Genomic DNA, 20,676 nt, shown 5'->3' with positions numbered 1-20,676 from the left:
CAGTTCGGCATTTGCACAAAACACTACAGAAGCGTGACGCGGTGTTCAAATAATCAGCCTCGCGCTTCTCGTGATCGTGTCTATTCGTGTCTCGGATGCACCGACGCCAATTGAAGTGTTTTCAACCCAGAAAAAACTGCATATGACCCACCATACAGACTGCAAACTGATGCCTGCGCTCTGTGTTTGATGTAGGACAGGGAATATCTGGCAAATCTCAACTAATATGTAGCTAAATCGCAATGCTTACCAGTTTCGGGTCATCTCAACCGAGTTTTTGCAAGCGCAGGGAAAACATATACGATACAGGTGCAAGCGCGCGGAGTTGCACCGGAACACTAAGACAGGCGAAAGCATGAGCCTAGGAAGACAAAAAGATACAATCGGCCGTGCGCCCCGCATCCTGTTTTACAGCCACGATACGTTTGGATTGGGCCATTTGCGCCGGTCTCGTGCCTTGGCCTCGGCGATTACGCAGGCTGACCCGAGCGCATCTGCGCTGATCCTTACGGGATCACCGGTCGCGGGCCGATTCACATTTCCGCGCCGTGTGGACCACGTCCGCCTGCCCGGGGTGACGAAACGGGCTGATGGGTCCTATGCCTCGCAAACGATGGGCATGGGCATTGAAGAGGTGACGGAACTGCGGGCAGGCTTGATACAAACTGCGGTCCAGCAGTTCGAACCCGACGTTCTGATTGTCGACAAGGAACCCACCGGATTTCGCGGTGAGCTGCTGCCAACGCTTGAAACGCTATATCAAACCAAGGACACACGTTTGGTCTTGGGGTTGCGCGACGTTCTTGATGAACCCGAAGTTCTTGCTGCCGAGTGGGACCGGAAAGAAGCCGTTACCGCGACCGAAAAATACTATGACGAAATCTGGGTATATGGCTTGCGGTCGATCTATGATCCCACCAGTGGGCTACCCCTTAGCGCGGCTGCACAATCCCGCATCCATTGGACGGGCTACCTGCGGCGTGATTTGGGGCCAGTGGGCGAACCGCCAAAGCAACCCTATATCCTGATTACTCCGGGCGGCGGTGGCGACGGTAAGGCGATGGTCAATCTGGTTTTGTCCGCCTACGAACAGGACCCGGACCTTTCCCCTCGGGCCGTACTGGTCTATGGCCCTTTCCTGTCCGGTGAGTTGCGCGAAGATTTTGAAACACGCGTCGCCGCCCTGAATGGCCGCGTGACAGCCGTGGGCTTTGAATCCCAGATCGAAACACTATTTGCGGGTGCCGCTGGCGTGGTTTGTATGGGGGGCTACAACACCTTCTGCGAAGTGCTGTCTTTCGACAAACGCGCTGTCATTGTTCCGCGCACAACGCCAAGATTGGAACAATGGATCCGGGCCTCGCGTGCCGAAGGTCTGGGGCTGGTGCGGATGCTGGACGAAAACCGGGACGGGCTGACCACAGACGCGATGGTTCGGGCGATCCGCGCGCTGCCCCATCAGCCGCTGCCCTCTCAGGCCATTCAAGACGGGCTGCTGGATGGGCTGGATTATGTCACCAGCCGGGTTGACGCCCTACTTGGCGGTGAACGGGAACGGGCCACCGGATGACGTCCATCCCTCCGAAACTGGCGGTGCTGGTCAAAGGGTGGCCGCGCCTGTCCGAGACGTTCATCGCGCAAGAACTGGTTGCCTTGCAGGACGCAGGCCATCGCTTTGATATCTGGTCCCTGCGGCATCCAACGGATGTAAAACGCCACCCGCTGCATGATCGGTTCAAGGGGCAGGTACATTACTTGCCTGAATACCTTTACCAAGAGCCTGATCGCGTCTGGGCGGCCCGGCAAAAGGCCAAAGGCTTATCTGGCTATGCCGAGGCCTATCGGGTCTGGCGCGCTGATCTGCGCCGCGACCCGACGCATAACCGCATTCGACGCTTTGGGCAGGCGTGCGTTCTGGCCGCCGAACTGCCGCAGGCGACGCGGGCGATGTATGCCCACTTCATGCATACGCCGTCATCCGTCGCCCGCTATGCAGCCATCATGCGCGGCTTGCCTTGGAGTTTTTCCGCCCACGCCAAGGACATTTGGACGTCACCTGATTGGGAAAAGTCCGAAAAGCTGCAGGCCGGCACGCATGGCGCTGCGTTTGGCGCGACCTGTACCGCCGTCGGGGCGGAACATCTGCGCAGTCTGGCCGACGATCCAAAGCGGGTTGATTTGATCTATCACGGGTTGGACCTGACGCGGTTCCCGCCCCCACCAGATCGAACGCCCCGCGCCCTGAATGACCCGTTTCACATGTTGTCCGTTGGGCGGCTGGTCGAAAAGAAGGGGTTCGACCGTCTGATCGACGCGCTTGCAATGCTGCCGGACGAACTGAACTGGCACTGGACGCATATCGGCGGCGGGACTTTGGGACAGGTTCTGCAGGACCGCGCACAGGCCGCTGGGGTCGCGCATCGGATCGAGTGGAAAGGCGCGTGCGACCAGCCGGAAGTCATCGCTGCCATGCGCAAGGCCAACTTGTTTGTGCTGCCCAGCCGCATCGCATCAGATGGGGACCGGGACGGCTTGCCCAACGTGCTGATGGAGGCCGCGTCTCAGCGCCTGCCGATCCTGTCAACACCCATTTCCGCGATCCCAGAGTTCATCGAAACCGGTCAGCATGGCGTTTTGTCCGACGACGATCCTGTGGCCCTTGCTGCCGCCATGACCCAGATGGCCAACGATCCCGGCGAAACAGCAGCGATGGCAGACGCTGCCTATGACCGACTCATCGCCGAGTTTCGGATGGATCCGGGCATTGCGCGTCTTTCCCAGCGGCTCAGCGCCCTTGGCGCGGGTCCGGACTAATGGCAAGCGTCGCCTTTTACACGCCAATGAAATCACCGGACAGCCCGGTGCCTTCGGGCGATCGTGAAATGGCGCGCAACCTGATGCAGGCCATTGGCGCGCAAGGTGACACGGTTAATCTGGTGTCGCGCCTGCGCATTTACGACAAAACCGGCGACACCGTCGTCCAAGAGGAATTGCGCAAGCACGCCGAGACAGAGGCGCAGAGGCTGATTACAGAATTACCTGCGGATACGGCGCTGTGGGTGACCTATCACAATTATTACAAGGCGCCAGACCTGCTGGGCCCTCTCGTATGTAAAGCCCGCAACATCCCCTATGTGCAATTGGAAAGCACGCGCGCCACAAGCAGGTTAAAAGGCCCATGGGCCCGTTTCGCGCAAGCTGCACACGATGCATGCGACGCTGCGCAGGTGATCTATTACCACACCGCCAACGACCTGATTACGCTGGAGCGGGAAAGGTTTGGAAACCAACGTCTGGTGGAATTGCCCCCGTTCCTACCAGTTTCAGAGCTGCCGGCCCCATCAACATGCGCGGGACCGATGCTGACGGTTGGAATGATGCGACATGGCGACAAACTGGCCTCCTACGAGATTCTGGCGCAATCGTTGGGTCACTTGCAGGGCGATTGGTCCCTGAAATTAGCCGGGGATGGCCCGGCCCGCGCTGAGGTCGAGGCGTTGATGTCCCCCTTCGGTTCAAAGGTGCAATTTCTGGGCCAACTGAACCGGGACGCGTTGCACGCCCATTATCAAACCGCGTCCCTGCTGGTTTGGCCCGGTGTGAACGAGGCCTATGGAATGATCTATCTGGAAGCACAAGCCAACGGTGTTCCGGTTGTGGCTCAGGACAGGCCGGGCGTTCGTGATGTTTTGGCTCCGGGTGACTATCCGTCGGTGGACTCCGGTCCTTCTGCGCTTGCCGCGCGCCTTCAAGACCTGCTGAATGACAAGCCGCTGCGCCAATCAATCGGACGTATGTCGCGCGAACGGATTGCGTCACGACACCTCATGCCTGCGGCCACGGACAGGTTCTGGCAAGCCGCACGCCAATTGATCGAGGGACGCCAATGACCCGCCTTGCCCTGCTGCGCCACGGACATACGGAATGGAACCGCGCCGGTCGCATACAAGGGCGCAGCGACATCAATCTTGACGAAGAAGCGCGCCAGGACTTGTCGACCTACAGCCTGCCGCAACCGTGGGACACGGCGGACATTTGGTCCAGCCCGCTTGCGCGGGCCCGCGAAACGGCCCAGTTGGTATCGGGACAAGACCCCATGATGTCCGCTGCACTGACCGAAATGAACTGGGGCGAATGGGAAGGTCTGCGCGGTGTCGACCTGATCGCAGATGCTGGCAGCGGCTATCGTCATATCGAGGATTGGGGATGGGATTTTCGACCTCCGAACGGGGAAAGCCCTGCGGATGTGAAGATGCGATTGCGCCCGTGGCTGGACTCGCTGCGCGCAGATACCGTAGCGGTCTGCCATATCGGTATCATGCGGGTCATTCTGGCACTGGCCTGGGGTTGGGATTTTAGCGGGATCCCCCCCTTCAAAATCAAGCGCAACCGCCTGTATATCATTGATATGGATACAATGCGCCCCGACCCCGAGCCCGTCCGCCTGATCCGGGCAGAGGTTCCCGAATGAAAGTGATGATCGTCGTCACCCATCTGCTGGGGACAGGGCACCTGAGCCGCGCTCTCACGTTGGGGCGGGCCTTTGCGCAAGACGGCCATCAGGTCCTGCTGGTGTCCGGCGGGATGCCCGCGCCGCAACTGGACAGCGCCGGAATGACGGTGTTTGGGTTACCACCTTTGCGATCGGACGGTACGGATTTCACGCGACTGCTGACGCAAACAGGCGACGTTGCCGATGACGCCTATTTTCAGGCACGCAAACGGGCGCTGGTAGAGGCGGTGCGATCCTTTGCGCCGGACATTCTTATCACCGAGCTTTATCCTTTTGGGCGCAGATCGTTGACGGGTGAATTCAGCGCAGCACTTGACGCGGCGCAGGAACTGCCTGCCAAACCCGTCATCTTGGGATCTGTGCGGGATATTCTTGCTCCGCCGTCCAAGCCAGCAAAGGCTGAACGCACCGAGCAGATCGTGCTGGGGACCTATGACGGCATTTTGGTCCATTCCGATCAGAAAGCCGTTCCGCTGGGTCTAAGCTGGCCTGTCTCGGAACAGCTTGAGAAACGGCTATTCTACACGGGCTTTGTTGCGCCCAATGCACCTGATCCGCACCCCGACGCCGTGGGTCGGGGCGAAGTGCTTGTCAGCGCCGGAGGGGGATCGGTGGGGCAACCAATCTTTCGCGCGGCTATCGAAGCCGCCCGAAAGATGTCCAGCAGGCGCTGGCGCCTGCTGGTCGGTGGACAGGACGCACGCGAACGCATTGATCGCCTATCCCAATACGTTGGCGACGCTCCCGTAACACTTGAACGAGTACGACAAGATTTCCGTCAAATGCTGCCCCACGCGGCCGCATCGGTCAGCATGTGCGGATATAACACCGCACTAGACATCCTTCAGACGGGAACAGCCGCTGTATTCGTGCCCTTCGATGATGGCAAAGAGGTTGAGCAAACCCTACGCGGGCGAAGTCTTTCGAACCTTCCCGCAATTGACGTTCTACCAAGTCAGTTCCTTAACGGCGAAACGTTGGCGATGGCGGTGGATCGCGTTATTGATGCCCCCACCAGAACAGTCGCAGAATTTGGGTTTGACGGGGCAGCCAGGTCTGTGGACATCGCCAAGACCCTTTGGGAGCGGCGCACATGATCGTCGATTGGCGTCCTTTGATGGTTGAGCTTGAGGTCTGGCACAACATGGGCCTGTCGCTGCCTCTTTGGTGGCGCGACGACGATGCAACGACCACCACACCGCAGCTTGATCGTCTGACGGCCCTGTCGGATAGGCTTGATTTGCCAGTGCATCTGGCTGTGATCCCGCAGGACGCGGACGACGCGCTAACGGACCATGTGACTGACACCCCCTGCCTGATCCCGGTCGTTCACGGATGGGCCCATCAAAACCACGCACCGCAGGGCGAGAAGAAGTCAGAATTCCGCCTGCACCGGCCTATGTCAAAAATACTGAAGGACGCACAAGACGGGCTGGACCGATTGAAAGTATCGTTCGGCGAACGGTTGTGCCCGATGTTCGTACCGCCATGGAACCGAATTGCCCCGGACGTTGTAAAAGAACTGCCCGATTTGGGTTACCAGTTTCTGTCTACTGCCACACCGCGAAACGCCGCTTACCCGGTGTTAGGGCTTCAGCAGGTCAATACACATCTGGATCCGATTGACTGGCGCGGAACACGGGGATTGATCGCCCCGGACGTCCTGATCAATCAAGCCGTGGAATTGCTGCGGGATCGCCGTGAGAGGCGTACCGACAACGCTGAGCCCTTTGGCGTTCTGACCCATCACCTTGTTCATAACGAAGACATCTGGACATTCACACAAGACCTGTTGCACCGGCTTCTGGATGGGCCTGCCGTTATCTGGACCGCGCAGCAAAACGACACAAAACGGAGACCCGAATGAGCCGACTGGATTCCATGCTGCGCCGCCTGACAGCGCAACGAGATGGGCTGAACTGGGCAGCCGAACAGATATCCGACATGACCGGGGACGTTCTGGATATGGGTCTGGGAAACGGTCGGACCTATGATCACCTCAGGGAAATCCTGCCAGACCGCCGAATCTGGGTGATGGACCGGGTTCTGCAATGCCACCCATCCAGCACTCCACCAGCCGAAGATTTTCTGCAGGGCGAAGCGGAACCCATGCTCGAAAAGCTGGCCGCTGGTGGGCAAAAATTGGCGATGGCTCACTATGATTTTGGGCGCGGTATCAAGGACGAGGACGTGGCCGAAGCGGCTCGTCTCAGCCCCCTTATATCGCGCGTGATGCGACCGGGCGGGCTATTGATCTCGGGTCAGCCCTTGGTGGGGTTCGACCAGATTAGCGGCCCGGACACCATCGCCCCGGACCGGTATCTGTTCTACAGGGCCTGATCAGGCCACACGGCGCCCACGCGACCAGACACCATTAAGCGCAGGCGCGTCCTCGCGCATTCGGAACCGAATGACGTCCGCGCGAGCCCCGGCGCGCAATTCGCCGCGATCATTCAGTCCGACGACCTGTGCAGGCGTCTGCGTCACGGTGCGCAAACCACGTGCCATGTCGCCCCACATTTCGCCCAATCGTGTTGCCGACAGCAAAAGGGCGGCGGGCACATAGTCTGACGACAAAATGTCGAGATGCCCCAGATTGGCCAGTTCATGCGCCGCAACATTGCCGGAATGGGACCCGCCCCGGATGACATTCGGAGCACCCATCATCACCTTGATTCCGTGATCATGGCAGGCGCGAGCGGCCTCAACCGTAGTAGGAAATTCAGCCAGCGTAATCCCATGCCCTGAGGATGTGCGCACTTGTGCAGCCGTGGTGTCATCGTGGCTGGCCAGCATCGCGCCAAAGCGTCGGGCGGCCTTGACCGTTTCGACTTCGTGCCTGTCGCCAAAGCGTTCGCGCAACGCCTTGAGCAAGGCGACATGCTGAAGAAAGTCGTCATCATTCATGCCATGCTTGCCCTTCATATAAGCCTCAAGCTGGGTCATGTCCCGGAACTGCCGTTGACCTGGCGTATGATCCATCAGTGACACAAGGCCCACACGGTCGCCTGCATCAAACTCGTCAAGCTCCTCGACCAGTGTCTCGGAACAGACTTCTGCCCGAAGGTGCAGGAAATGGCTGATCTTCAGCGCGTCCTGCTCGCGCAGTTGCCAAAGCTCGCGGGACAGGTCACGCGCATATTTCTTATAACGCTGGCCGCTGGGGATCGAGCCGATGCGCATGGCGTCAAACACGGTGGTGATCCCTGTGCTGGCCAGTTCAGCATCATGTGCGAGGATGGCCGCAGCGTGGGGCCAGTCGACCTTGGGGCGTGGCTGAATGTGACGTTCCAGATTGTCGGTGTGCAATTCGACCAGTCCGGGGCAGACATAATCCCCTTCGCAGTCAATCGCACCGGCAGGAATCGCGGCACCCGACGCGACCTCGGTAATTGTCTCACCCGCAATCCGAACGCTGCCTGTTAACGTCTCGTTGGGAAGAACGAGTGTGGCATTGGCAAGGATCATTTCTTCTGTCATCTGAATTTCACACGGTTTGAGCTATTGGGAAGGCCACGCATAGGAGGCCAATGTGACATTCACGCGATACGCGATATATTTTGCGCCCCCGGCTGAGGCCGGTTGGACAAAATTTGCGACCCAATGGCTGGGTTGGGACATGGAGACCGGACAAGCCGTGGCCCATCTGGACATCGCCGGGGTTGACGTTTCCTCGGTGACTGAGGTTCCGCGAAAATACGGGCTGCATGCAACAATGAAGCCTCCGTTCCGACTGGCGGACGGGCAGTCGTTTGACGGTCTGCACGCGGCCTGCGCTGAATTTGCGGCCACACGCGCGCCCGTGGTGCTGGACGGGCTTGAGATCGCACGTCTTGGCCGGTTTCTGGCTCTTCGCCCTGTCGGAGACACCACCGACCTGAATGCTCTGGCCGCTGGCTGTGTTCGGGAACTGGACGCATTTCGCGCGCCCGCGCCCCAATCTGAACTTGACCGTCGGCGCGGCGCGGGTCTGACACCGGTACAAGAGGCCAATCTCGTGCAATGGGGCTATCCCTACGTGATCGAGGCGTTCCGCTTTCACATCACACTCAGCGGGCATCTGAACAAACCTACGCTGTCCAAGGTGCAGAATACGCTGGAAGACTGGCTTGCGCCTTTGCTGCCAAATCCGTTTCAGATCAAAGATCTGGCCCTTGTGGGCGAGGCTGAGGATGGGTGCTTTCACATGATCCATCGTTACGCCCTTTCCGGCTGAAGCCGGTTCAGAATAGTATCAATCGTCTGATCCAACGGGCCGGAATTATCGACCTCAAAGACCTTCACAAGGCCTTCGGGCAAATTGGTTTCCGCACGCGCCAAACGCCGTTCTTGTTCGGCTGTGGTTTCACGCCCACGGCTTGCTAGTCGTTGGGCAAGAACCTCGGGGTCGGCGGTCAGCGAGATTACGATCAGGTCGCCAAACACCTCCTGCGCCCGAAGCAAGACAGCGCGCGACAGGTTCACAAGTACCGCATCAACGGTTTGTCTGAAGGTCTCGATCGAACGCGGGACGCCATAATTCAGCCCATGCGCCGACCAGTGCAAAATAAACGCATCGTCGGCCACCATGTGTTGAAAGGCATCTTCAGCGACCCGGTCAAAATCTTCGCCCTCTTTGCCCTTGGGCCGGGTAATCACGCGCCGCACTCTTAGAATTCCGGGCGCGCGCACAACCAGTGCCTCCATCACACTGTCCTTGCCCACCCCGGACGGGCCGACAACCGCTATGACAGGGGCGCGGGTCATGCGGCCTTGCCCGGTGTGAACCCTGACACGTCGATTTCCCGATCACACACACGGTTTCGCGCTTCGACATCGTGGAAAATACCGACAATGGCAGCGCCGCGCTCTTTGGCCCGCTCGATCAGGGACAGCACTATATCGCGGTTCTGCGCGTCCAGCGAGGCGGTCGGCTCGTCCAGCAACATCGCGGGATAGGTGTGCGCAAAGCCTCGTGCAATATTCACGCGCTGCTGTTCACCGCCTGAAAAAGTAGTTGGACTAAGCTGCCACAGCCGTTCTGGAATGTTCAACCGGGCCAGCAATGCGGCCGCCCGATCCAGCGCCGCCTGCTTTTCCGTTCCAATCGCAAGCAACGGCTCGGCCACCACCTCAAGCGTTGGGACGCGCGGAACAACCCTGAGGAACTGGCTGACATATCCCAACGTATCGCGCCGCAGCGCCAATATCTGGCGCGGCTCGGCCTGCGCCACATCGAGCCCACCGACCAGAACCTGCCCGGATGCAGCCAGATAGTTACCGTAGATCACCCGCATCAAGGTCGACTTTCCCGCGCCCGAAGCCCCCGTCAGCGCGACGCATTCTCCGGGCGATACCCTGAGCGTCGCGCCCTCCATCACTGGAATGACCGCGCTGCCCTGATTGTGCAGGGTAAAACTTTTGTTCACACCGATCAGTTCAATCATTGCCTTATTCCTTCAAACCTGCAGCACGCTTGAAACAAGCAACTGCGTGTAGGCATGTTGCGGATCGTCCAGAACCTGATCGGTCAAACCCGCCTCGACTACGTAGCCGTCCTTCATCACCATCAGCCGGTCCGCCAGCAATCGCACCACAGCCAAGTCATGGGTGACAATGATGGCACTCAGCCCCATCTCACGGACCAGACCGCGCAACAGGTCCAGCAGCCGGGCCTGCACCGACACATCCAGCCCGCCCGTCGGTTCGTCCATGAACACCAGCCGGGGGCCGGTCACCAGATTGCGCGCAATTTGCAACCGCTGTTGCATCCCGCCTGAAAATGCCGTCGGGCGGTCATCCACCCGACTTCCGTCAATCTCGACACGACCCAGCCAATCAATCGCCCGGTCGCGGATCTGACCATAGTGACAGTCGCCGACGGCCATCAGGCGCTCTCCAATATTGCCGCCAGCGCTGACGGACATGCGCAGCCCGTCGCGTGCATGCTGATGAACAAAAGCCCAGTCCGTCCGACCCAGCATTCGCCGTTCGGGTTCCGACATGGTTACCGTATCCACAGGTCCGTCCGCGCGCGTATCAAAAATCACCTGACCCGCGTCAGGCTCTAGATGACCGGCCAGACAATTCAGCAACGTCGATTTGCCCGAACCGCTTTCGCCGACGATCCCCATGACTTCGCCCGGATAAAGATCGAAGCTGACGCCCGAGCACCCAATCCTGGTTCCGTATCGTTTCTCGATGTCTTTGACTTGTAGCAGAGGGGTCATGCTGCAACATCCTTGGTCATGCGACCTGTATGGCCCGCTTCACGTCGGCAGCGGCAGTAATCGGTGTCAGAGCAGACAAACATTCGGCTGCCCGCATCATCGGTGATAACTTCGTCCAGATAACTGTCTTCGGCACCGCACAGATCGCAGGGGTGGTCGGCTTTCGTCGCCTCAAAAGGGTAATCCTCAAAATCCAGAGACACGACCTTGGTGTGTGGCGGTACGGCATAGATGCGCTGTTCGCGCCCTGCCCCGAACAGTTGGATCGCGTCCATCTCAAGCTTGGGATTGTCGAATTTCGGGATCGGAGACGGATCCATCACATACCGCCCCGACACCTTCACCGGATAGGCGTACGAGGTTGAAATCGCCCCATGCTGGCTGATGTCCTCGTACAATTTGACGTGCATCAGCCCATATTCTTCAAGGCTGTGCATCTTGCGGGTCTCGGTCTCGCGCGGCTCCAGAAAACGCAGCGGTTCGGGGATCGGCACCTGATAGACAATGATCTGATCCTCGCGCAGCTTGGCCTCGGGGATGCGGTGGCGAGTCTGGATGAGGCTTGCCTTTTCGGTTTCCTCGGTGGTTTCGACGCCTGCCGTGTTCTCAAAGAACTTGCGGATCGAAACGGCGTTGGTGGTGTCATCCGCGCCTTGGTCGATCACCTTGAACGTGTCATCCGGGGTAAGCGTCGCAGCTGACACCTGCACCCCACCCGTACCCCAGCCATAGGGCATCGGCATTTCACGACTGGCGAATGGCACCTGATAGCCGGGCACCGCCAAACCTTTGAGGATGGCCCTGCGGATCATACGCTTGGTCTGTTCGTCCAGATATGCAAAATTGTACTCGCTCATTCCGCTGCCTCCTTCGGCGTGATGCGCTCTTCGGCTTCGCGACGCAGCTTTCGGACCAGTTCCAACTCGGACTGGAAATCCACGTAATGCGGCAGCTTGATATGTTCGAGGAACCCTGTGGCCTGAATGTTGTCGGCGTGGCTCAGGACAAATTCCTCATCCTGCGCGGGGGCGCCCAGATTGTCTTCGCCCAGTTCCTTCCACCTGAGGGCGCGGTCGACCAAAGCCATCGCGATTGACTTGCGTTCTGATTGGCCAAAAACCAATCCATAGCCCCGCGTGAACTGGGGTGGTTCGGTCTTTGAACCTTTGAACTGGTTGACCGTTTCGCATTCGGTCAGTTCAACCTCGCCTATGTCGATGGCGAAATCCAGTTCCGGGATATCCATCTCAACCGCGACTTTGCCGATGCGCAATTCCCCGACAAAGGCATGGTTGCGGGCGTATCCGCGCTGGGTCGAATACGCCATGCCTAACACGAAACCTTCATCGCCGCGCGTCAGGGATTGAAGCCGCAACGGACGTTTGGACGGAAATTCCATCGGCTGCCGGGTCAGATCGTCAGGGGTTTCGTCGCCTTCGGGCTCATCCTGAATGATCCCCTCGCCTTGCAGAAATTCCGTAATATGCGGCGTCGGCTCATCGCGCGGAGCGCCCTTTGGCGCGTCGGGAACCTCCCCCTCGGCCGCCAATTTAAAATCCAGCAAACGGTGTGTGTAGTCGAAGGTCGGCCCCAGAACCTGTCCGCCCGGCGCATCCTTGAAAGTGGCCGATATTCGTCTGTCGCACGCCATCTCAGCCGTGGCCACCGGATTTGAACACCCAAACCGCGGCAGAGTTGTTCGGTACGCGCGGATCAGGAATATCGCCTCGATCAGATCGCCCCGCGCCTGCTTGATCGCCAAGGCCGCCAGATCGGGGTCGAACAGAGACCCCTCGGCCATGACCCGGTTCACGGCCAAGGAAAGCTGTTCGCGGATTTGCGCGATGCTCAACTCGGCCACATCCGTTGACCCCCGGCGTTCCTCGGCCAGCCAGGAATGCGCATTTTCGATGGCCTTTTCACCACCTTTGACTGCAACATACATCGCCTAACCCTCCGACCGAATTGTCGTGCTGCGCGGCAAGGCAGCAACCTCGCTGCCGCAGGTGAAAAAGAAATCACAGCCCAGCGGAAACATCGACGAATTGGCGTGCAAAGCCGGGATATCAGGCAGGGACAAACACGCCGTATCCCTGATCCCCGGGCCGCTGAGTGTTGCGCCGGCGTTGGTCAATTCGGCGCATTCGACGATCAGGGTCGCGGACCGATCTGGATATTCAGCCGTTCCAATGCGATAGGCCGTCAGCGGCCCTAGATCCTGCCACGTTCCCAAGGCAAAATCCGCCTCGGCAGCGCCCGTGACCGGTGCACCCGTATGAAATGTCAGCCACTGGCGCACGGCGGGTGTATCAGCTGCCCCAGCCAGATAAACGTTTGTCTCAGGATCGCAAAGCGTCAGCAATAGCGTACCTGCGGCGATAGACAGCGGCTTGGGCGGCAGCCCACCGGTCAGTGATCGTATCTCGCCCGGTCGTGCCATCGCCGTCATCGCGGCCCGAAACGCGTGTGCGGCCTGAATCGACGCATCACTGAAACCGCCTGAGAACTGGGATTGCTTGGTCATCAATCCTCTCCCCGAACCAGAGTAAAGAACTCTACCTTTGTGGCGGCAGCCTTTGCCGCGCGGCTGGTTCTTGCGGCTTGCATCATTTCGGCCAGAGGCTCGATCACCTGTGAGCGGACTTTTTCTGAAACGTCGGTCTGCATCAGCGCATCAATCAGCGCCGCCACCTCAGCCTTTGATTTTGAGCGACCCTGCACATATCCATGCCCGACTGTCCCGTCATCCAGTGCCAACGAACAGCGCGTGACGGTCATTTCCCCAAGGTTAAACGCCGCGCCGGTTCCGCCAGTGCGCCCCCGCACCATGACCCCGCCCACTTCGGGTCGACGAAGCCACTCAAAATCGGGACGCAAGTCGAACTCGCCCCATTTCGCAATCAGCACGTCGGACGGCACACGGGCCAGAAGGCCCATCCATTCCTTGCGCGCGATGTCTTCTGTTTTCATCTGATCCACCATCAAACCCTCTTGGCCGGGTTGTCTATGCGTACTATACAACTAGACAAATATTACATCCAACCGGAGCGACTCGCAATCCGGGGAACTGTGAAGATTTGGTGACATGAGCAAAACTCCGGTCTGGAAAAGCATCGCATTAAGCCTGACATCGGACATCGCCGAAGGGCGGTACAAAACCGGCGATCAACTTCCAACCGAGGCGCAGTTGGCCTCGCAGCATGGCGTAAACAGGCATACCGTTCGACGCGCATTATCGGACCTGTCCGAACAAGGATTGGTGCATTCCAGACGCGGCGCAGGCGTGTTCGTGACCGCGCGTCCGACGGATTACCCAATCGGAAAACGCGTGCGGTATCACCAGAGCATTTCGGCCAGCGGCAAGATTCCGGGAAAGAAGATACTGACACTCACCACCCGAACAGCCGACAACGCCGAAGCCGAGGCGCTACAGCTTGAGCCGGGCGCGACAATTCATGTCTACGATGGTCTGTCGTTGGCTGATGGTCAGCCCATTGGTCTGTTTCAAAGTGTATTTCCAGCCGACCGCCTGCCCAATATTCTTGTGGCCCTGTCCGAGACGCAATCGGTGACTAAAGCCCTTCAAGTGTGCGGTGTGCGGGACTACACCCGTGTCTCAACCCGCCTGACAGCGCGGGCTGCGACGGCCACGCAAGCCCTGCACCTTCGCCTGACCGAGGGCGCACCGGTTCTGTTTTCCACAGGCATTAACGCCGACACAAACGGCGTGCCCGTGGAATTTGGCCGGACGGTGTTCGCGGGCGACCGCGTGACGTTGACATTGAACGAAGACTGAGCAGAAATCTGCACCTGCCTTCTATGACCGCAGCGGCCAAGGTCGGCAGTATCAGCAGGCGGGAACGCTTTCGTATTTTTCCAAAAATGCCTCGGCCCCCAGCGCGCGAAAATCCGTCAGCGCTGCGCGAAGACGCGCATTGTCCCAGTTCCACCAAGCAAGGGTCATCATCCGCTCGGCCACGGCCTCGGGATACCGGCGTCGGATCGGTTGTGCCGTGACGCCGCCCACGATTGTATAGGGCGCAACATCTTTGGTAACGATTGCACCCGATGCGACGACTGCACCGTGGCCAATGGTGACCTCGGGCTTGATGATTGCAGCGTGTCCAATCCACGTATCGTGCCCGATTGTCGTAACCCGGCTTGCGCGACGGGCAAACCATTGGGCGTCGTCCTCAGCATCATCCCAATAATCAGCCGACCGATAGAGAAAATGATGCTGAGAGGCTTTCCCCATCGGGTGATCCGTTGCCCCAATCCGGGTAAAGCTGGCTATATTAGAAAATTTCCCGATCTCGGCATTGGCAATGTCACAAGTTCGATCACAATACGAGTAATCCCCGACCACGGAATTCGCGACTCGCGTCCCTGCTCCGATCTCAACAAATGCGCCAAAGGTGCTGTTCGAGATCGCGCAATCGGGGTGAATGAAAGGTTGGTCCGAACGAAGACGCGCCATCTTTTGATCCTTCTGCCTGTGCCAGTTCAGCTTGCTTTGACAAGCTTCGCCTTCTTACGTCTGGGCGCAGTTTCCCCCTGGATCAGACGCCTGCGCAACCAGCCCGAGAACCAGTCCATCAACATGACCATCAGAATGATCAGGACGATGTAATAGGCAACCTCTTCCCAATCCTTTTGCGTGATGATCGCTTGAGTCAGCAGCAACCCGATCCCGCCACCTGTGATGGCACCGATCACGGTCGCGCTGCGGGTGTTGGATTCAAGGAAGTACAACAACTGACTGAGCAGAACGGGCGTCACCTGCGGGATCACGCCAAACCGATATCGCTGGGGCGCATTGGCCCCCGTGGATTGGACACCTTCAACCTGCTTCTGATCAACGTTTTCCAGCGCTTCCGAGAAGATTTTGCCGAAGGTTCCTGTGTCAGTCACCAGAATGGCCAGCGCACCTGTCAGTGGTCCGGGACCAAAAGCGCGGGCCAGCACGACAGTCCAGATCAAGGCATCCACGCCCCGGACAAAGTCGAATACGCGACGGGTCAGAAACCGAACCGACCTCAGCGGGTTGAAGTTGCGCGTTGCAAGGAAGGCCAGCGGCAGCGCGACCATGCCCGCGCCCAGCGTACCCAGGAAGGCCATCAGGATCGTCTCGAATATGGCCCAAGCCACGTCCTGATGCCGCCACATCTTGTTGGTCCAGAAATCGTTCAGGATCGCCCCGGCTTCACCATTCGCGGCCAGCCCAACAAGTTGCGGAAAGGACTTACCGTAATAGGGGCTGTCGAGGGTGAAGAAGTACAGCTCCCATCCGGTGAAGTAGCGGAAGACTTCCGACCGGTTCCGCGTCACTGTCAGGCGACCCGCATCCGTCGTGATCGCCATCCTGTTTTTCGAGATGTTGATCCAGTCCGGCACATCGCCTGCAGGCAGTTCGGCCTGTACACCTGCTACACGCGTGGGTGTGGCGCGGACAGTGCCGTATCCGGGGATATCGTATTCAACGGTACGAGGACCGAACCGCACGACGTGACCGTCCTCCAGATCAATCACCGTGGTTTCGCCCAGCGTGACCCAATCTGGCGCTTCGCCCGCAGGATAGGCGCCCTTGCGCTCGCCCTCAATAGCGGCTGAGATTTCTCCGGTGCGGTTATCGCGTTCGATATGGGTTTTGTAACTATAGCTGTCGGCCACCAGCGTCTTGCCGTTTTCCCAATTCGCACGCTCGGCCAGACCGGGCACATCGAAAGCGAAGAACACATAGATAAGATAAGTCAGCACCAGCGAGGGCAGGCCGAAATTCACAAGACGTTTGCGGCTGAACAGATGGTCAGCTTCGGCTTTCAGCTCATCTATGGTCAGGTTTGTGGCGAAGGTGCTCATGCCCGCGCTCCTTTCTCGGATCCGTGGGTCAAGCGATCACGCAATTGACCCGAGATTTGGTCGACGACAACAATGGTGACAAACAGCAACAGGAAGATCGCGGCAGCCTCATCATAGCGCCCCTGCCCCCACGACATCGAATTGCGCAGTTCGTACCCCAGACCACCCGCGCCAACGAAACCCAGAATGGCCGAGGCGCGGATGTTGATCTCGAACCGCAGCAAGGCATAGCTGACATAGTTCGGTCCGACCTGAGGGATCACCCCCAGATACATACGCTGCGACCAGTTGGCCCCGACCGAATGCAACCCTGCGACCGGCTTCAGCGATGCGTTCTCGTTCACCTCGGAAAACAGCTTACCCAGCGCTCCTGCCGTATGGATTGCAATGGCGATCATCGCGGGCACCGGACCGCCGCCCAGAATAAAGATCAGGACCAGCGCGATCACGATCTCAGGAATTGCGCGGCAGATATCGGCAATACGCCGGAACAGCGGGATCAGCGCAGGCCAGAGCGCCATACCCCGCGTGGACATCAGTGCCAGAAAAGTCCCTGCGATTGTGCCAATTAACGTGGATGCAGCAGCAATGTTGATTGTCTCGACCAGCGCCGGGAAGAACTTGACCAAGTTGGCAGGCAGCGCGTCGATCTTATCCCAGGCCTCGGACAGAACTTCGGCGGGGTAGTCAAAGATACGGTGCCAGCCGTCTACAAAGCTGCCTGCGTTGCGGTCATCCGCGGTGCGAAACCCAGCGGCCATCAAAGCCACGAATACGATCAGAAGGATACCACCATAGACCCGCTTGCGTCGTGTCGTCTCGGAATAGTCGGCCCGGATCTGGTCAACGGTCGGGGACCCTGCGGTCAGGTCTGTCATGGAATGCTCCTGAGTGGGAAACGGGGTCCGGTTTCAACACCGGACCCCGGTCTTTGGGTTGTGCAGGCTTAGTTGGACTTCAGCTTGCGTGCTTCGATGATGATCTCATACGCCTCGTGGGTGATCGGTTCGAACGCCTTTGCTTCACCAGCTGCAACGCCATAGAAACACTCGCGGTCTTTCTCGGCCAGACCCGCCATCAGAGCAGTCATCTTCTCTTTCACATCCGCAGGCAGAGCGGTGCGCAGCACAACCGGGCCTTCGGGGATCGGCTTGGATTTCCAAATCTGGACCATGTCGTTCATGTCAACCAGACCGGCATCAACAGCACGGCGCAGAGCGCCAGACTTATAGCCGTCTTCCCAATCGCCCAAACCGTCAGCCCAGGTCACGCCGCCATCAACATCGCCGTTGTTTACGGCAACGATGGTCTGCTCATGACCGCCGGTGAATTTCACCTCACCAAAATAGTCGCCCGAGTCCATGGTCGCGCCAGTGGCGGCAGGGATTTCGATGGACGGGATCAGGTAGCCCGAGGTCGAGTTCGGATCGCCAAAACCAAAAGTCTTGCCCTTCATATCGTCCAGCGAGGTGATGCCGCTGTCCTTGCGGGCAAAACCAATCGAGTAGTAGCCATAGCCGCCGTCGGTGTTGACCTTGACCAGAACCGGCTCAACCGCTTCGGGATCAGACAGGTAGGTTTTCGCATAGCCCGAGGCACCCAGCCACGCCATGTCGATGGTGCCACCCAGCAATCCCTGGATCACGCCGTCATAGTCGGCAGGCGCGAACAGCTTGGTTTCCACACCCAGCGCTTCTTCGGTGTATTCGCGCAGGCATTCGTTGTTGTTCAGCCGGTCCTGAGCGTTTTCACCGCCCAGAATACCAATGCGGAATTCGTTTATATCCGCAGCCATGGCTGGGGCGGCGATCGCAGTTGTCGCAACAAGGGCAGTAATCAGTTTTTTCATCTGTCTCTCTCCGGTTTGATATGCCGGCCTTTCATCGGCCGGTCGATGAAAGGGGGGTCGGGCCTAGATGGTTGCTTCGGCTTCCATCAGGGCCTTTTGGGTCGTGTCCAGCGTTTCGATCTCGGTCGAGGTCGCCTCTTCCGAGAAGCTAGCATCGGCCCCATAAATCTCGCGCGCGACACCGGTCGTCAGTTGTTCGGGCAGGCCATCGAAAACGATACGCCCGTCGCGCATTCCGACGACGCGGTCACAATAGCGGCGCGCGGTGTCCAGCGTGTGCAGGTTGGCAATGACCGTCCGGCCGTCCTCTTCGTGGATACGACGCAGCGCCTGCATCACCACTTGGGCGTTCATCGGGTCCAGCGAGGCGATCGGTTCATCCGCCAGAATGATGCTGGGGTCCTGCATCAAGGCGCGCGCAATGGCGACGCGCTGTTGCTGACCGCCCGACAGCGCCTCGGCCCGTTTGGGTGCGTGTTCGGCAATGCCCAGGCGGTCCAGAATGTCGATAGCGCGGTGAATATCGTCCATCGGAAACAGGTTGAACATGGCGGCCAGCGTCGAATGCCGGTTCAGCGTGCCATGCAGCACGTTTGACACCACGTCCATACGCGGCACCAGATTGAACTGCTGAAAGATCATCGCGCAATCGGCTTGCCACGCGCGCTTTTCGCGACCTTTAAGTTTGGTTACATCGCGGCCTTCAAAAATGATCTCTCCGTCGCTGGCGTCTGTCAGGCGGTTGATCATGCGCAAGAGGGTGGATTTACCGGCGCCCGAACGCCCAATGATGCCGATCATGCACGGCTTGTCGACGTCCAGCGAAGCAGCCTCCACAGCCGTATTTTCGCCAAAGCGTTTCGTCAGTTTTTCTATTCGCAGCACGAGCCACCCCCAAATGTGTTGGCGGCTAGCTAAAGGCGGTGTTCAACGGCTGTGTGTCGATTGGGTGAAAGTTTTGTAACGCAGCGCTCGCCGCTGTTGGCCCTACCCTTCTCCGCATATCGCAGGTATATGCGGGCCGACTCTTTATCCTGACACGAGGCCAAACATGTCCTTTGACCGCAGCATCAAAATCGCTCCGTCGATCCTGTCCGCCGACTTTGCCAATTTCGGCGCCGAGATTCAGGCGATCGAAGCACAAGGCGCAGATTGGGTCCATGTTGACGTGATGGATGGCCATTTCGTGCCAAACCTGACTTTTGGCCCCCCCGCCGTCAAAGCGTTTCGTCCACATGTAAAAACGGTGATGGACGTGCACCTGATGATTACGCCCGTCGATCCTTACATCGAGGCCTATGCCGAAGCCGGTGCAGACATCCTGACGGCCCATGTCGAAGCTGGCCCGCACACGCACCGCACGTTGCAGGCCATTCGTGCCGCTGGCATGAAGGCTGGCGTCGCCCTTAACCCCGGCACCCCGGCCGAAGCGGTCGAGCATCTGCTGGACCTCACTGATCTTGTTTGCGTCATGACAGTAAACCCCGGTTTCGGCGGCCAGAAATTCATCGACCTGACCGAAAAGGTGCGCCGCCTGCGTCAGATGATCGGTGACCGCCCTATCCATATTGAGATTGACGGCGGTGTGGACCCGAAAACAGCCCCACTGGTCGCGGCTGCGGGCGCGGACGTGCTGGTGGCAGGATCGGCGGTCTTCAAAGGCGGCTCGGTTTCGCAACCAGACGTTTACGGGGACAACATCCGGGCTGTTCGTGCAGCGGCAGAAGCTGCGATTTGATCTGCATACCATGGCCCGGCGGAAACGCTGGGCCATTGCGCCAGACGCACAGCGGATATGACCGGGCGGGGCTAGCTGTCCGATACACGCGTGCGTAGATTGTACCGGTTCAATCAAAACGCAACGAAATACCGTTATGCCCAAATCCACCGTTTACCGCCCGCATGACCTTAGCCCTGCCGCATTGTGGCAACTGCTGAGCCGTCGCCTCCGTTCCAACCTACGCAGACTGTCTGAAACCAGATCGGCAACCCGCAGAATCCGCGCCTATTGGCTGATGAGTGACGCCGAGCTGCGCGCGCGCAGTCTTAAACGCGAAGATATCGTTCGGTTGGTATTGGCTGGCGTAATCTAAGCCGATCAGAGGGTTTTGGCCTGCATAGCCAAGTTTATGCACCCACGACACAATCCAAGTAAAAAGGCCGCCCCCTGAGGAGCGGCCTTCTTTAGTTTTATCGATGTGCCGGGCTGAAGCCCGTCCTACCGATTATTCAATGATCTTCGACAC

At 58.9% G+C, this 20,676-nt stretch carries 24 protein-coding genes; 11 read left to right on the top strand and 13 right to left on the bottom strand.

Going from position 1 to position 20,676, the window contains the following annotated elements:
* Positions 1 to 355 precede the first annotated feature (355 nt).
* The 7 genes from RUESEDTHA_RS08040 to RUESEDTHA_RS08010 are packed head-to-tail and all read left to right on the top strand — an operon-like array spanning position 356 to position 6,853.
* Entirely contained in the window at positions 356 to 1,570 is a 1,215-nt protein-coding gene (locus tag RUESEDTHA_RS08040; RefSeq protein WP_180886012.1) for a glycosyltransferase family protein, read from the top strand.
* Positions 1,567 to 2,814: a glycosyltransferase family 4 protein gene (locus RUESEDTHA_RS08035; RefSeq protein WP_180886010.1), complete on the top strand. Its 1,248-nt coding sequence runs from the start codon at positions 1,567 to 1,569 to the stop codon at positions 2,812 to 2,814. The genes RUESEDTHA_RS08040 and RUESEDTHA_RS08035 overlap by 4 nt, the downstream gene beginning before the upstream one ends.
* Positions 2,814 to 3,890 carry a glycosyltransferase family 4 protein gene (locus RUESEDTHA_RS08030; protein ID WP_180886008.1) on the top strand — a complete coding sequence of 359 codons (1,077 nt, stop codon included), beginning with the start codon at positions 2,814 to 2,816 and terminating at the stop codon, positions 3,888 to 3,890. The genes RUESEDTHA_RS08035 and RUESEDTHA_RS08030 overlap by 1 nt, the downstream gene beginning before the upstream one ends.
* Positions 3,887 to 4,471 carry a histidine phosphatase family protein gene (locus tag RUESEDTHA_RS08025; protein ID WP_180886005.1) on the top strand — a complete coding sequence of 195 codons (585 nt, stop codon included), beginning with the start codon at positions 3,887 to 3,889 and terminating at the stop codon, positions 4,469 to 4,471. Before RUESEDTHA_RS08030 ends, RUESEDTHA_RS08025 begins: the two co-directional genes overlap by 4 nt.
* The gene (locus tag RUESEDTHA_RS08020) at positions 4,468 to 5,610 is read left to right on the top strand and encodes a glycosyltransferase family protein (protein WP_180886002.1); all 1,143 of its coding nucleotides are present in this window, start codon (positions 4,468 to 4,470) and stop codon (positions 5,608 to 5,610) included. Before RUESEDTHA_RS08025 ends, RUESEDTHA_RS08020 begins: the two co-directional genes overlap by 4 nt.
* Positions 5,607 to 6,380 carry a polysaccharide deacetylase family protein gene (locus RUESEDTHA_RS08015; protein WP_180885999.1) on the top strand — a complete coding sequence of 258 codons (774 nt, stop codon included), beginning with the start codon at positions 5,607 to 5,609 and terminating at the stop codon, positions 6,378 to 6,380. The genes RUESEDTHA_RS08020 and RUESEDTHA_RS08015 overlap by 4 nt, the downstream gene beginning before the upstream one ends.
* Positions 6,377 to 6,853, top strand: a complete 477-nt coding sequence (locus RUESEDTHA_RS08010) for a class I SAM-dependent methyltransferase (RefSeq protein WP_180885997.1) — start codon at positions 6,377 to 6,379, stop codon at positions 6,851 to 6,853. The genes RUESEDTHA_RS08015 and RUESEDTHA_RS08010 overlap by 4 nt, the downstream gene beginning before the upstream one ends.
* Here RUESEDTHA_RS08010 and RUESEDTHA_RS08005 read toward each other — a convergent pair whose 3' ends face one another.
* A complete protein-coding gene (locus RUESEDTHA_RS08005) occupies positions 6,854 to 7,993 on the bottom strand; it encodes an alpha-D-ribose 1-methylphosphonate 5-triphosphate diphosphatase (protein WP_180885996.1) in 1,140 nt (379 codons plus the stop codon). It lies immediately after the preceding gene.
* A 52-nt stretch (positions 7,994 to 8,045) separates the two neighbouring features.
* On the opposite strand from RUESEDTHA_RS08005, the gene RUESEDTHA_RS08000 reads away from it, so the two are divergent.
* Positions 8,046 to 8,729 carry a DUF1045 domain-containing protein gene (locus tag RUESEDTHA_RS08000; RefSeq protein ID WP_180885994.1) on the top strand — a complete coding sequence of 228 codons (684 nt, stop codon included), beginning with the start codon at positions 8,046 to 8,048 and terminating at the stop codon, positions 8,727 to 8,729.
* Here RUESEDTHA_RS08000 and phnN read toward each other — a convergent pair.
* From phnN to phnG, 7 genes are read right to left on the bottom strand one after another with little or no spacing between them, the layout of a single operon-like run.
* Entirely contained in the window at positions 8,711 to 9,259 is a 549-nt protein-coding gene (gene phnN / locus RUESEDTHA_RS07995) for a phosphonate metabolism protein/1,5-bisphosphokinase (PRPP-forming) PhnN (RefSeq protein WP_180885992.1), read from the bottom strand. The genes RUESEDTHA_RS08000 and phnN overlap by 19 nt on opposite strands.
* Entirely contained in the window at positions 9,256 to 9,939 is a 684-nt protein-coding gene (gene phnL, locus RUESEDTHA_RS07990; RefSeq protein WP_180885989.1) for a phosphonate C-P lyase system protein PhnL, read from the bottom strand. The genes phnN and phnL overlap by 4 nt, the downstream gene beginning before the upstream one ends.
* A 12-nt stretch (positions 9,940 to 9,951) precedes the next feature.
* On the bottom strand, positions 9,952 to 10,722 hold the full coding sequence (gene phnK / locus RUESEDTHA_RS07985) for a phosphonate C-P lyase system protein PhnK (RefSeq protein ID WP_180885987.1): 771 nt from the start codon (positions 10,720 to 10,722) through the stop codon (positions 9,952 to 9,954).
* Positions 10,719 to 11,579: an alpha-D-ribose 1-methylphosphonate 5-phosphate C-P-lyase PhnJ gene (locus RUESEDTHA_RS07980; RefSeq protein ID WP_180885985.1), complete on the bottom strand. Its 861-nt coding sequence runs from the start codon at positions 11,577 to 11,579 to the stop codon at positions 10,719 to 10,721. The genes phnK and RUESEDTHA_RS07980 overlap by 4 nt, the downstream gene beginning before the upstream one ends.
* On the bottom strand, positions 11,576 to 12,667 hold the full coding sequence (locus RUESEDTHA_RS07975) for a carbon-phosphorus lyase complex subunit PhnI (RefSeq protein ID WP_180885983.1): 1,092 nt from the start codon (positions 12,665 to 12,667) through the stop codon (positions 11,576 to 11,578). The genes RUESEDTHA_RS07980 and RUESEDTHA_RS07975 overlap by 4 nt, the downstream gene beginning before the upstream one ends.
* A 3-nt stretch (positions 12,668 to 12,670) precedes the next feature.
* Complete coding sequence (gene phnH / locus RUESEDTHA_RS07970) at positions 12,671 to 13,246, bottom strand: phosphonate C-P lyase system protein PhnH (protein ID WP_180885981.1); 576 nt, start codon at positions 13,244 to 13,246, stop codon at positions 12,671 to 12,673.
* Positions 13,246 to 13,692 (bottom strand): phosphonate C-P lyase system protein PhnG, encoded by a 447-nt coding sequence (gene phnG / locus RUESEDTHA_RS07965; RefSeq protein WP_180885979.1) that lies wholly within the window; start codon positions 13,690 to 13,692, stop codon positions 13,246 to 13,248. The genes phnH and phnG overlap by 1 nt, the downstream gene beginning before the upstream one ends.
* 115 nt (positions 13,693 to 13,807) lie before the next feature.
* On the opposite strand from phnG, the gene phnF reads away from it, so the two are divergent.
* A complete protein-coding gene (gene phnF / locus RUESEDTHA_RS07960; protein WP_180885977.1) occupies positions 13,808 to 14,518 on the top strand; it encodes a phosphonate metabolism transcriptional regulator PhnF in 711 nt (236 codons plus the stop codon).
* Between the two features lie 51 nt (positions 14,519 to 14,569).
* On the opposite strand, the gene RUESEDTHA_RS07955 is transcribed toward phnF, so the two are convergent.
* From RUESEDTHA_RS07955 to phnC, 5 genes are all read right to left on the bottom strand, one after another.
* The gene (locus RUESEDTHA_RS07955; protein WP_180885975.1) at positions 14,570 to 15,199 is read right to left on the bottom strand and encodes a chloramphenicol acetyltransferase; all 630 of its coding nucleotides are present in this window, start codon (positions 15,197 to 15,199) and stop codon (positions 14,570 to 14,572) included.
* A 26-nt stretch (positions 15,200 to 15,225) separates the two neighbouring features.
* On the bottom strand, positions 15,226 to 16,581 hold the full coding sequence (gene phnE, locus RUESEDTHA_RS07950; protein ID WP_180885973.1) for a phosphonate ABC transporter, permease protein PhnE: 1,356 nt from the start codon (positions 16,579 to 16,581) through the stop codon (positions 15,226 to 15,228).
* A complete protein-coding gene (gene phnE / locus RUESEDTHA_RS07945) occupies positions 16,578 to 17,459 on the bottom strand; it encodes a phosphonate ABC transporter, permease protein PhnE (protein ID WP_180885971.1) in 882 nt (293 codons plus the stop codon). The genes phnE (RUESEDTHA_RS07950) and phnE (RUESEDTHA_RS07945) overlap by 4 nt, the downstream gene beginning before the upstream one ends.
* 68 nt (positions 17,460 to 17,527) lie before the next feature.
* On the bottom strand, positions 17,528 to 18,430 hold the full coding sequence (gene phnD, locus RUESEDTHA_RS07940) for a phosphonate ABC transporter substrate-binding protein (protein ID WP_180885969.1): 903 nt from the start codon (positions 18,428 to 18,430) through the stop codon (positions 17,528 to 17,530).
* Positions 18,431 to 18,493: 63 nt separating this feature from the next.
* Positions 18,494 to 19,315, bottom strand: a complete 822-nt coding sequence (gene phnC, locus RUESEDTHA_RS07935; RefSeq protein ID WP_180885967.1) for a phosphonate ABC transporter ATP-binding protein — start codon at positions 19,313 to 19,315, stop codon at positions 18,494 to 18,496.
* Positions 19,316 to 19,481: 166 nt separating this feature from the next.
* Between phnC and rpe the strand changes: the two genes are divergently transcribed.
* Together rpe and RUESEDTHA_RS07925 are read left to right on the top strand one after the other, a co-directional pair.
* Positions 19,482 to 20,168, top strand: coding sequence for a ribulose-phosphate 3-epimerase (gene rpe / locus RUESEDTHA_RS07930; RefSeq protein WP_180885965.1), 687 nt, complete (start codon positions 19,482 to 19,484; stop codon positions 20,166 to 20,168).
* Positions 20,169 to 20,304: 136 nt separating this feature from the next.
* The gene (locus RUESEDTHA_RS07925; protein ID WP_171121721.1) at positions 20,305 to 20,523 is read left to right on the top strand and encodes a hypothetical protein; all 219 of its coding nucleotides are present in this window, start codon (positions 20,305 to 20,307) and stop codon (positions 20,521 to 20,523) included.
* Positions 20,524 to 20,676: the final 153 nt, after the last annotated feature.

It is taken from the genome of Ruegeria sp. THAF57 (assembly GCF_903914075.1).
In the GTDB taxonomy this organism is placed as follows: domain Bacteria; phylum Pseudomonadota; class Alphaproteobacteria; order Rhodobacterales; family Rhodobacteraceae; genus Ruegeria.
The sequence above is the reverse complement of the archived record's forward strand: the minus strand, read 5'-3'. Positions and strand labels throughout refer to the sequence as shown.

Excerpts from the sequence above, each read along its gene's own strand:
- RUESEDTHA_RS08040 (WP_180886012.1), top strand. The coding sequence starts at position 356 with ATGAGCCTAGGAAGACAAAAAGATACAATCGGCCGTGCGCCCCGCATC.
- RUESEDTHA_RS08035 (WP_180886010.1), top strand. The coding sequence starts at position 1,567 with ATGACGTCCATCCCTCCGAAACTGGCGGTGCTGGTCAAAGGGTGGCCG.
- RUESEDTHA_RS08030 (WP_180886008.1), top strand. The coding sequence starts at position 2,814 with ATGGCAAGCGTCGCCTTTTACACGCCAATGAAATCACCGGACAGCCCG.
- RUESEDTHA_RS08025 (WP_180886005.1), top strand. The coding sequence starts at position 3,887 with ATGACCCGCCTTGCCCTGCTGCGCCACGGACATACGGAATGGAACCGC.
- RUESEDTHA_RS08020 (WP_180886002.1), top strand. The coding sequence starts at position 4,468 with ATGAAAGTGATGATCGTCGTCACCCATCTGCTGGGGACAGGGCACCTG.
- RUESEDTHA_RS08015 (WP_180885999.1), top strand. The coding sequence starts at position 5,607 with ATGATCGTCGATTGGCGTCCTTTGATGGTTGAGCTTGAGGTCTGGCAC.
- RUESEDTHA_RS08010 (WP_180885997.1), top strand. The coding sequence starts at position 6,377 with ATGAGCCGACTGGATTCCATGCTGCGCCGCCTGACAGCGCAACGAGAT.
- RUESEDTHA_RS08005 (WP_180885996.1), bottom strand. The coding sequence starts at position 7,993 with ATGACAGAAGAAATGATCCTTGCCAATGCCACACTCGTTCTTCCCAAC.
- phnN (WP_180885992.1), bottom strand. The coding sequence starts at position 9,259 with ATGACCCGCGCCCCTGTCATAGCGGTTGTCGGCCCGTCCGGGGTGGGC.
- phnL (WP_180885989.1), bottom strand. The coding sequence starts at position 9,939 with ATGATTGAACTGATCGGTGTGAACAAAAGTTTTACCCTGCACAATCAG.
- phnK (WP_180885987.1), bottom strand. The coding sequence starts at position 10,722 with ATGACCCCTCTGCTACAAGTCAAAGACATCGAGAAACGATACGGAACC.
- RUESEDTHA_RS07980 (WP_180885985.1), bottom strand. The coding sequence starts at position 11,579 with ATGAGCGAGTACAATTTTGCATATCTGGACGAACAGACCAAGCGTATG.
- RUESEDTHA_RS07975 (WP_180885983.1), bottom strand. The coding sequence starts at position 12,667 with ATGTATGTTGCAGTCAAAGGTGGTGAAAAGGCCATCGAAAATGCGCAT.
- phnH (WP_180885981.1), bottom strand. The coding sequence starts at position 13,246 with ATGACCAAGCAATCCCAGTTCTCAGGCGGTTTCAGTGATGCGTCGATT.
- phnG (WP_180885979.1), bottom strand. The coding sequence starts at position 13,692 with ATGAAAACAGAAGACATCGCGCGCAAGGAATGGATGGGCCTTCTGGCC.
- phnF (WP_180885977.1), top strand. The coding sequence starts at position 13,808 with ATGAGCAAAACTCCGGTCTGGAAAAGCATCGCATTAAGCCTGACATCG.
- RUESEDTHA_RS07955 (WP_180885975.1), bottom strand. The coding sequence starts at position 15,199 with ATGGCGCGTCTTCGTTCGGACCAACCTTTCATTCACCCCGATTGCGCG.
- phnE (WP_180885973.1), bottom strand. The coding sequence starts at position 16,581 with ATGAGCACCTTCGCCACAAACCTGACCATAGATGAGCTGAAAGCCGAA.
- phnE (WP_180885971.1), bottom strand. The coding sequence starts at position 17,459 with ATGACAGACCTGACCGCAGGGTCCCCGACCGTTGACCAGATCCGGGCC.
- phnD (WP_180885969.1), bottom strand. The coding sequence starts at position 18,430 with ATGAAAAAACTGATTACTGCCCTTGTTGCGACAACTGCGATCGCCGCC.
- rpe (WP_180885965.1), top strand. The coding sequence starts at position 19,482 with ATGTCCTTTGACCGCAGCATCAAAATCGCTCCGTCGATCCTGTCCGCC.
- RUESEDTHA_RS07925 (WP_171121721.1), top strand. The coding sequence starts at position 20,305 with ATGCCCAAATCCACCGTTTACCGCCCGCATGACCTTAGCCCTGCCGCA.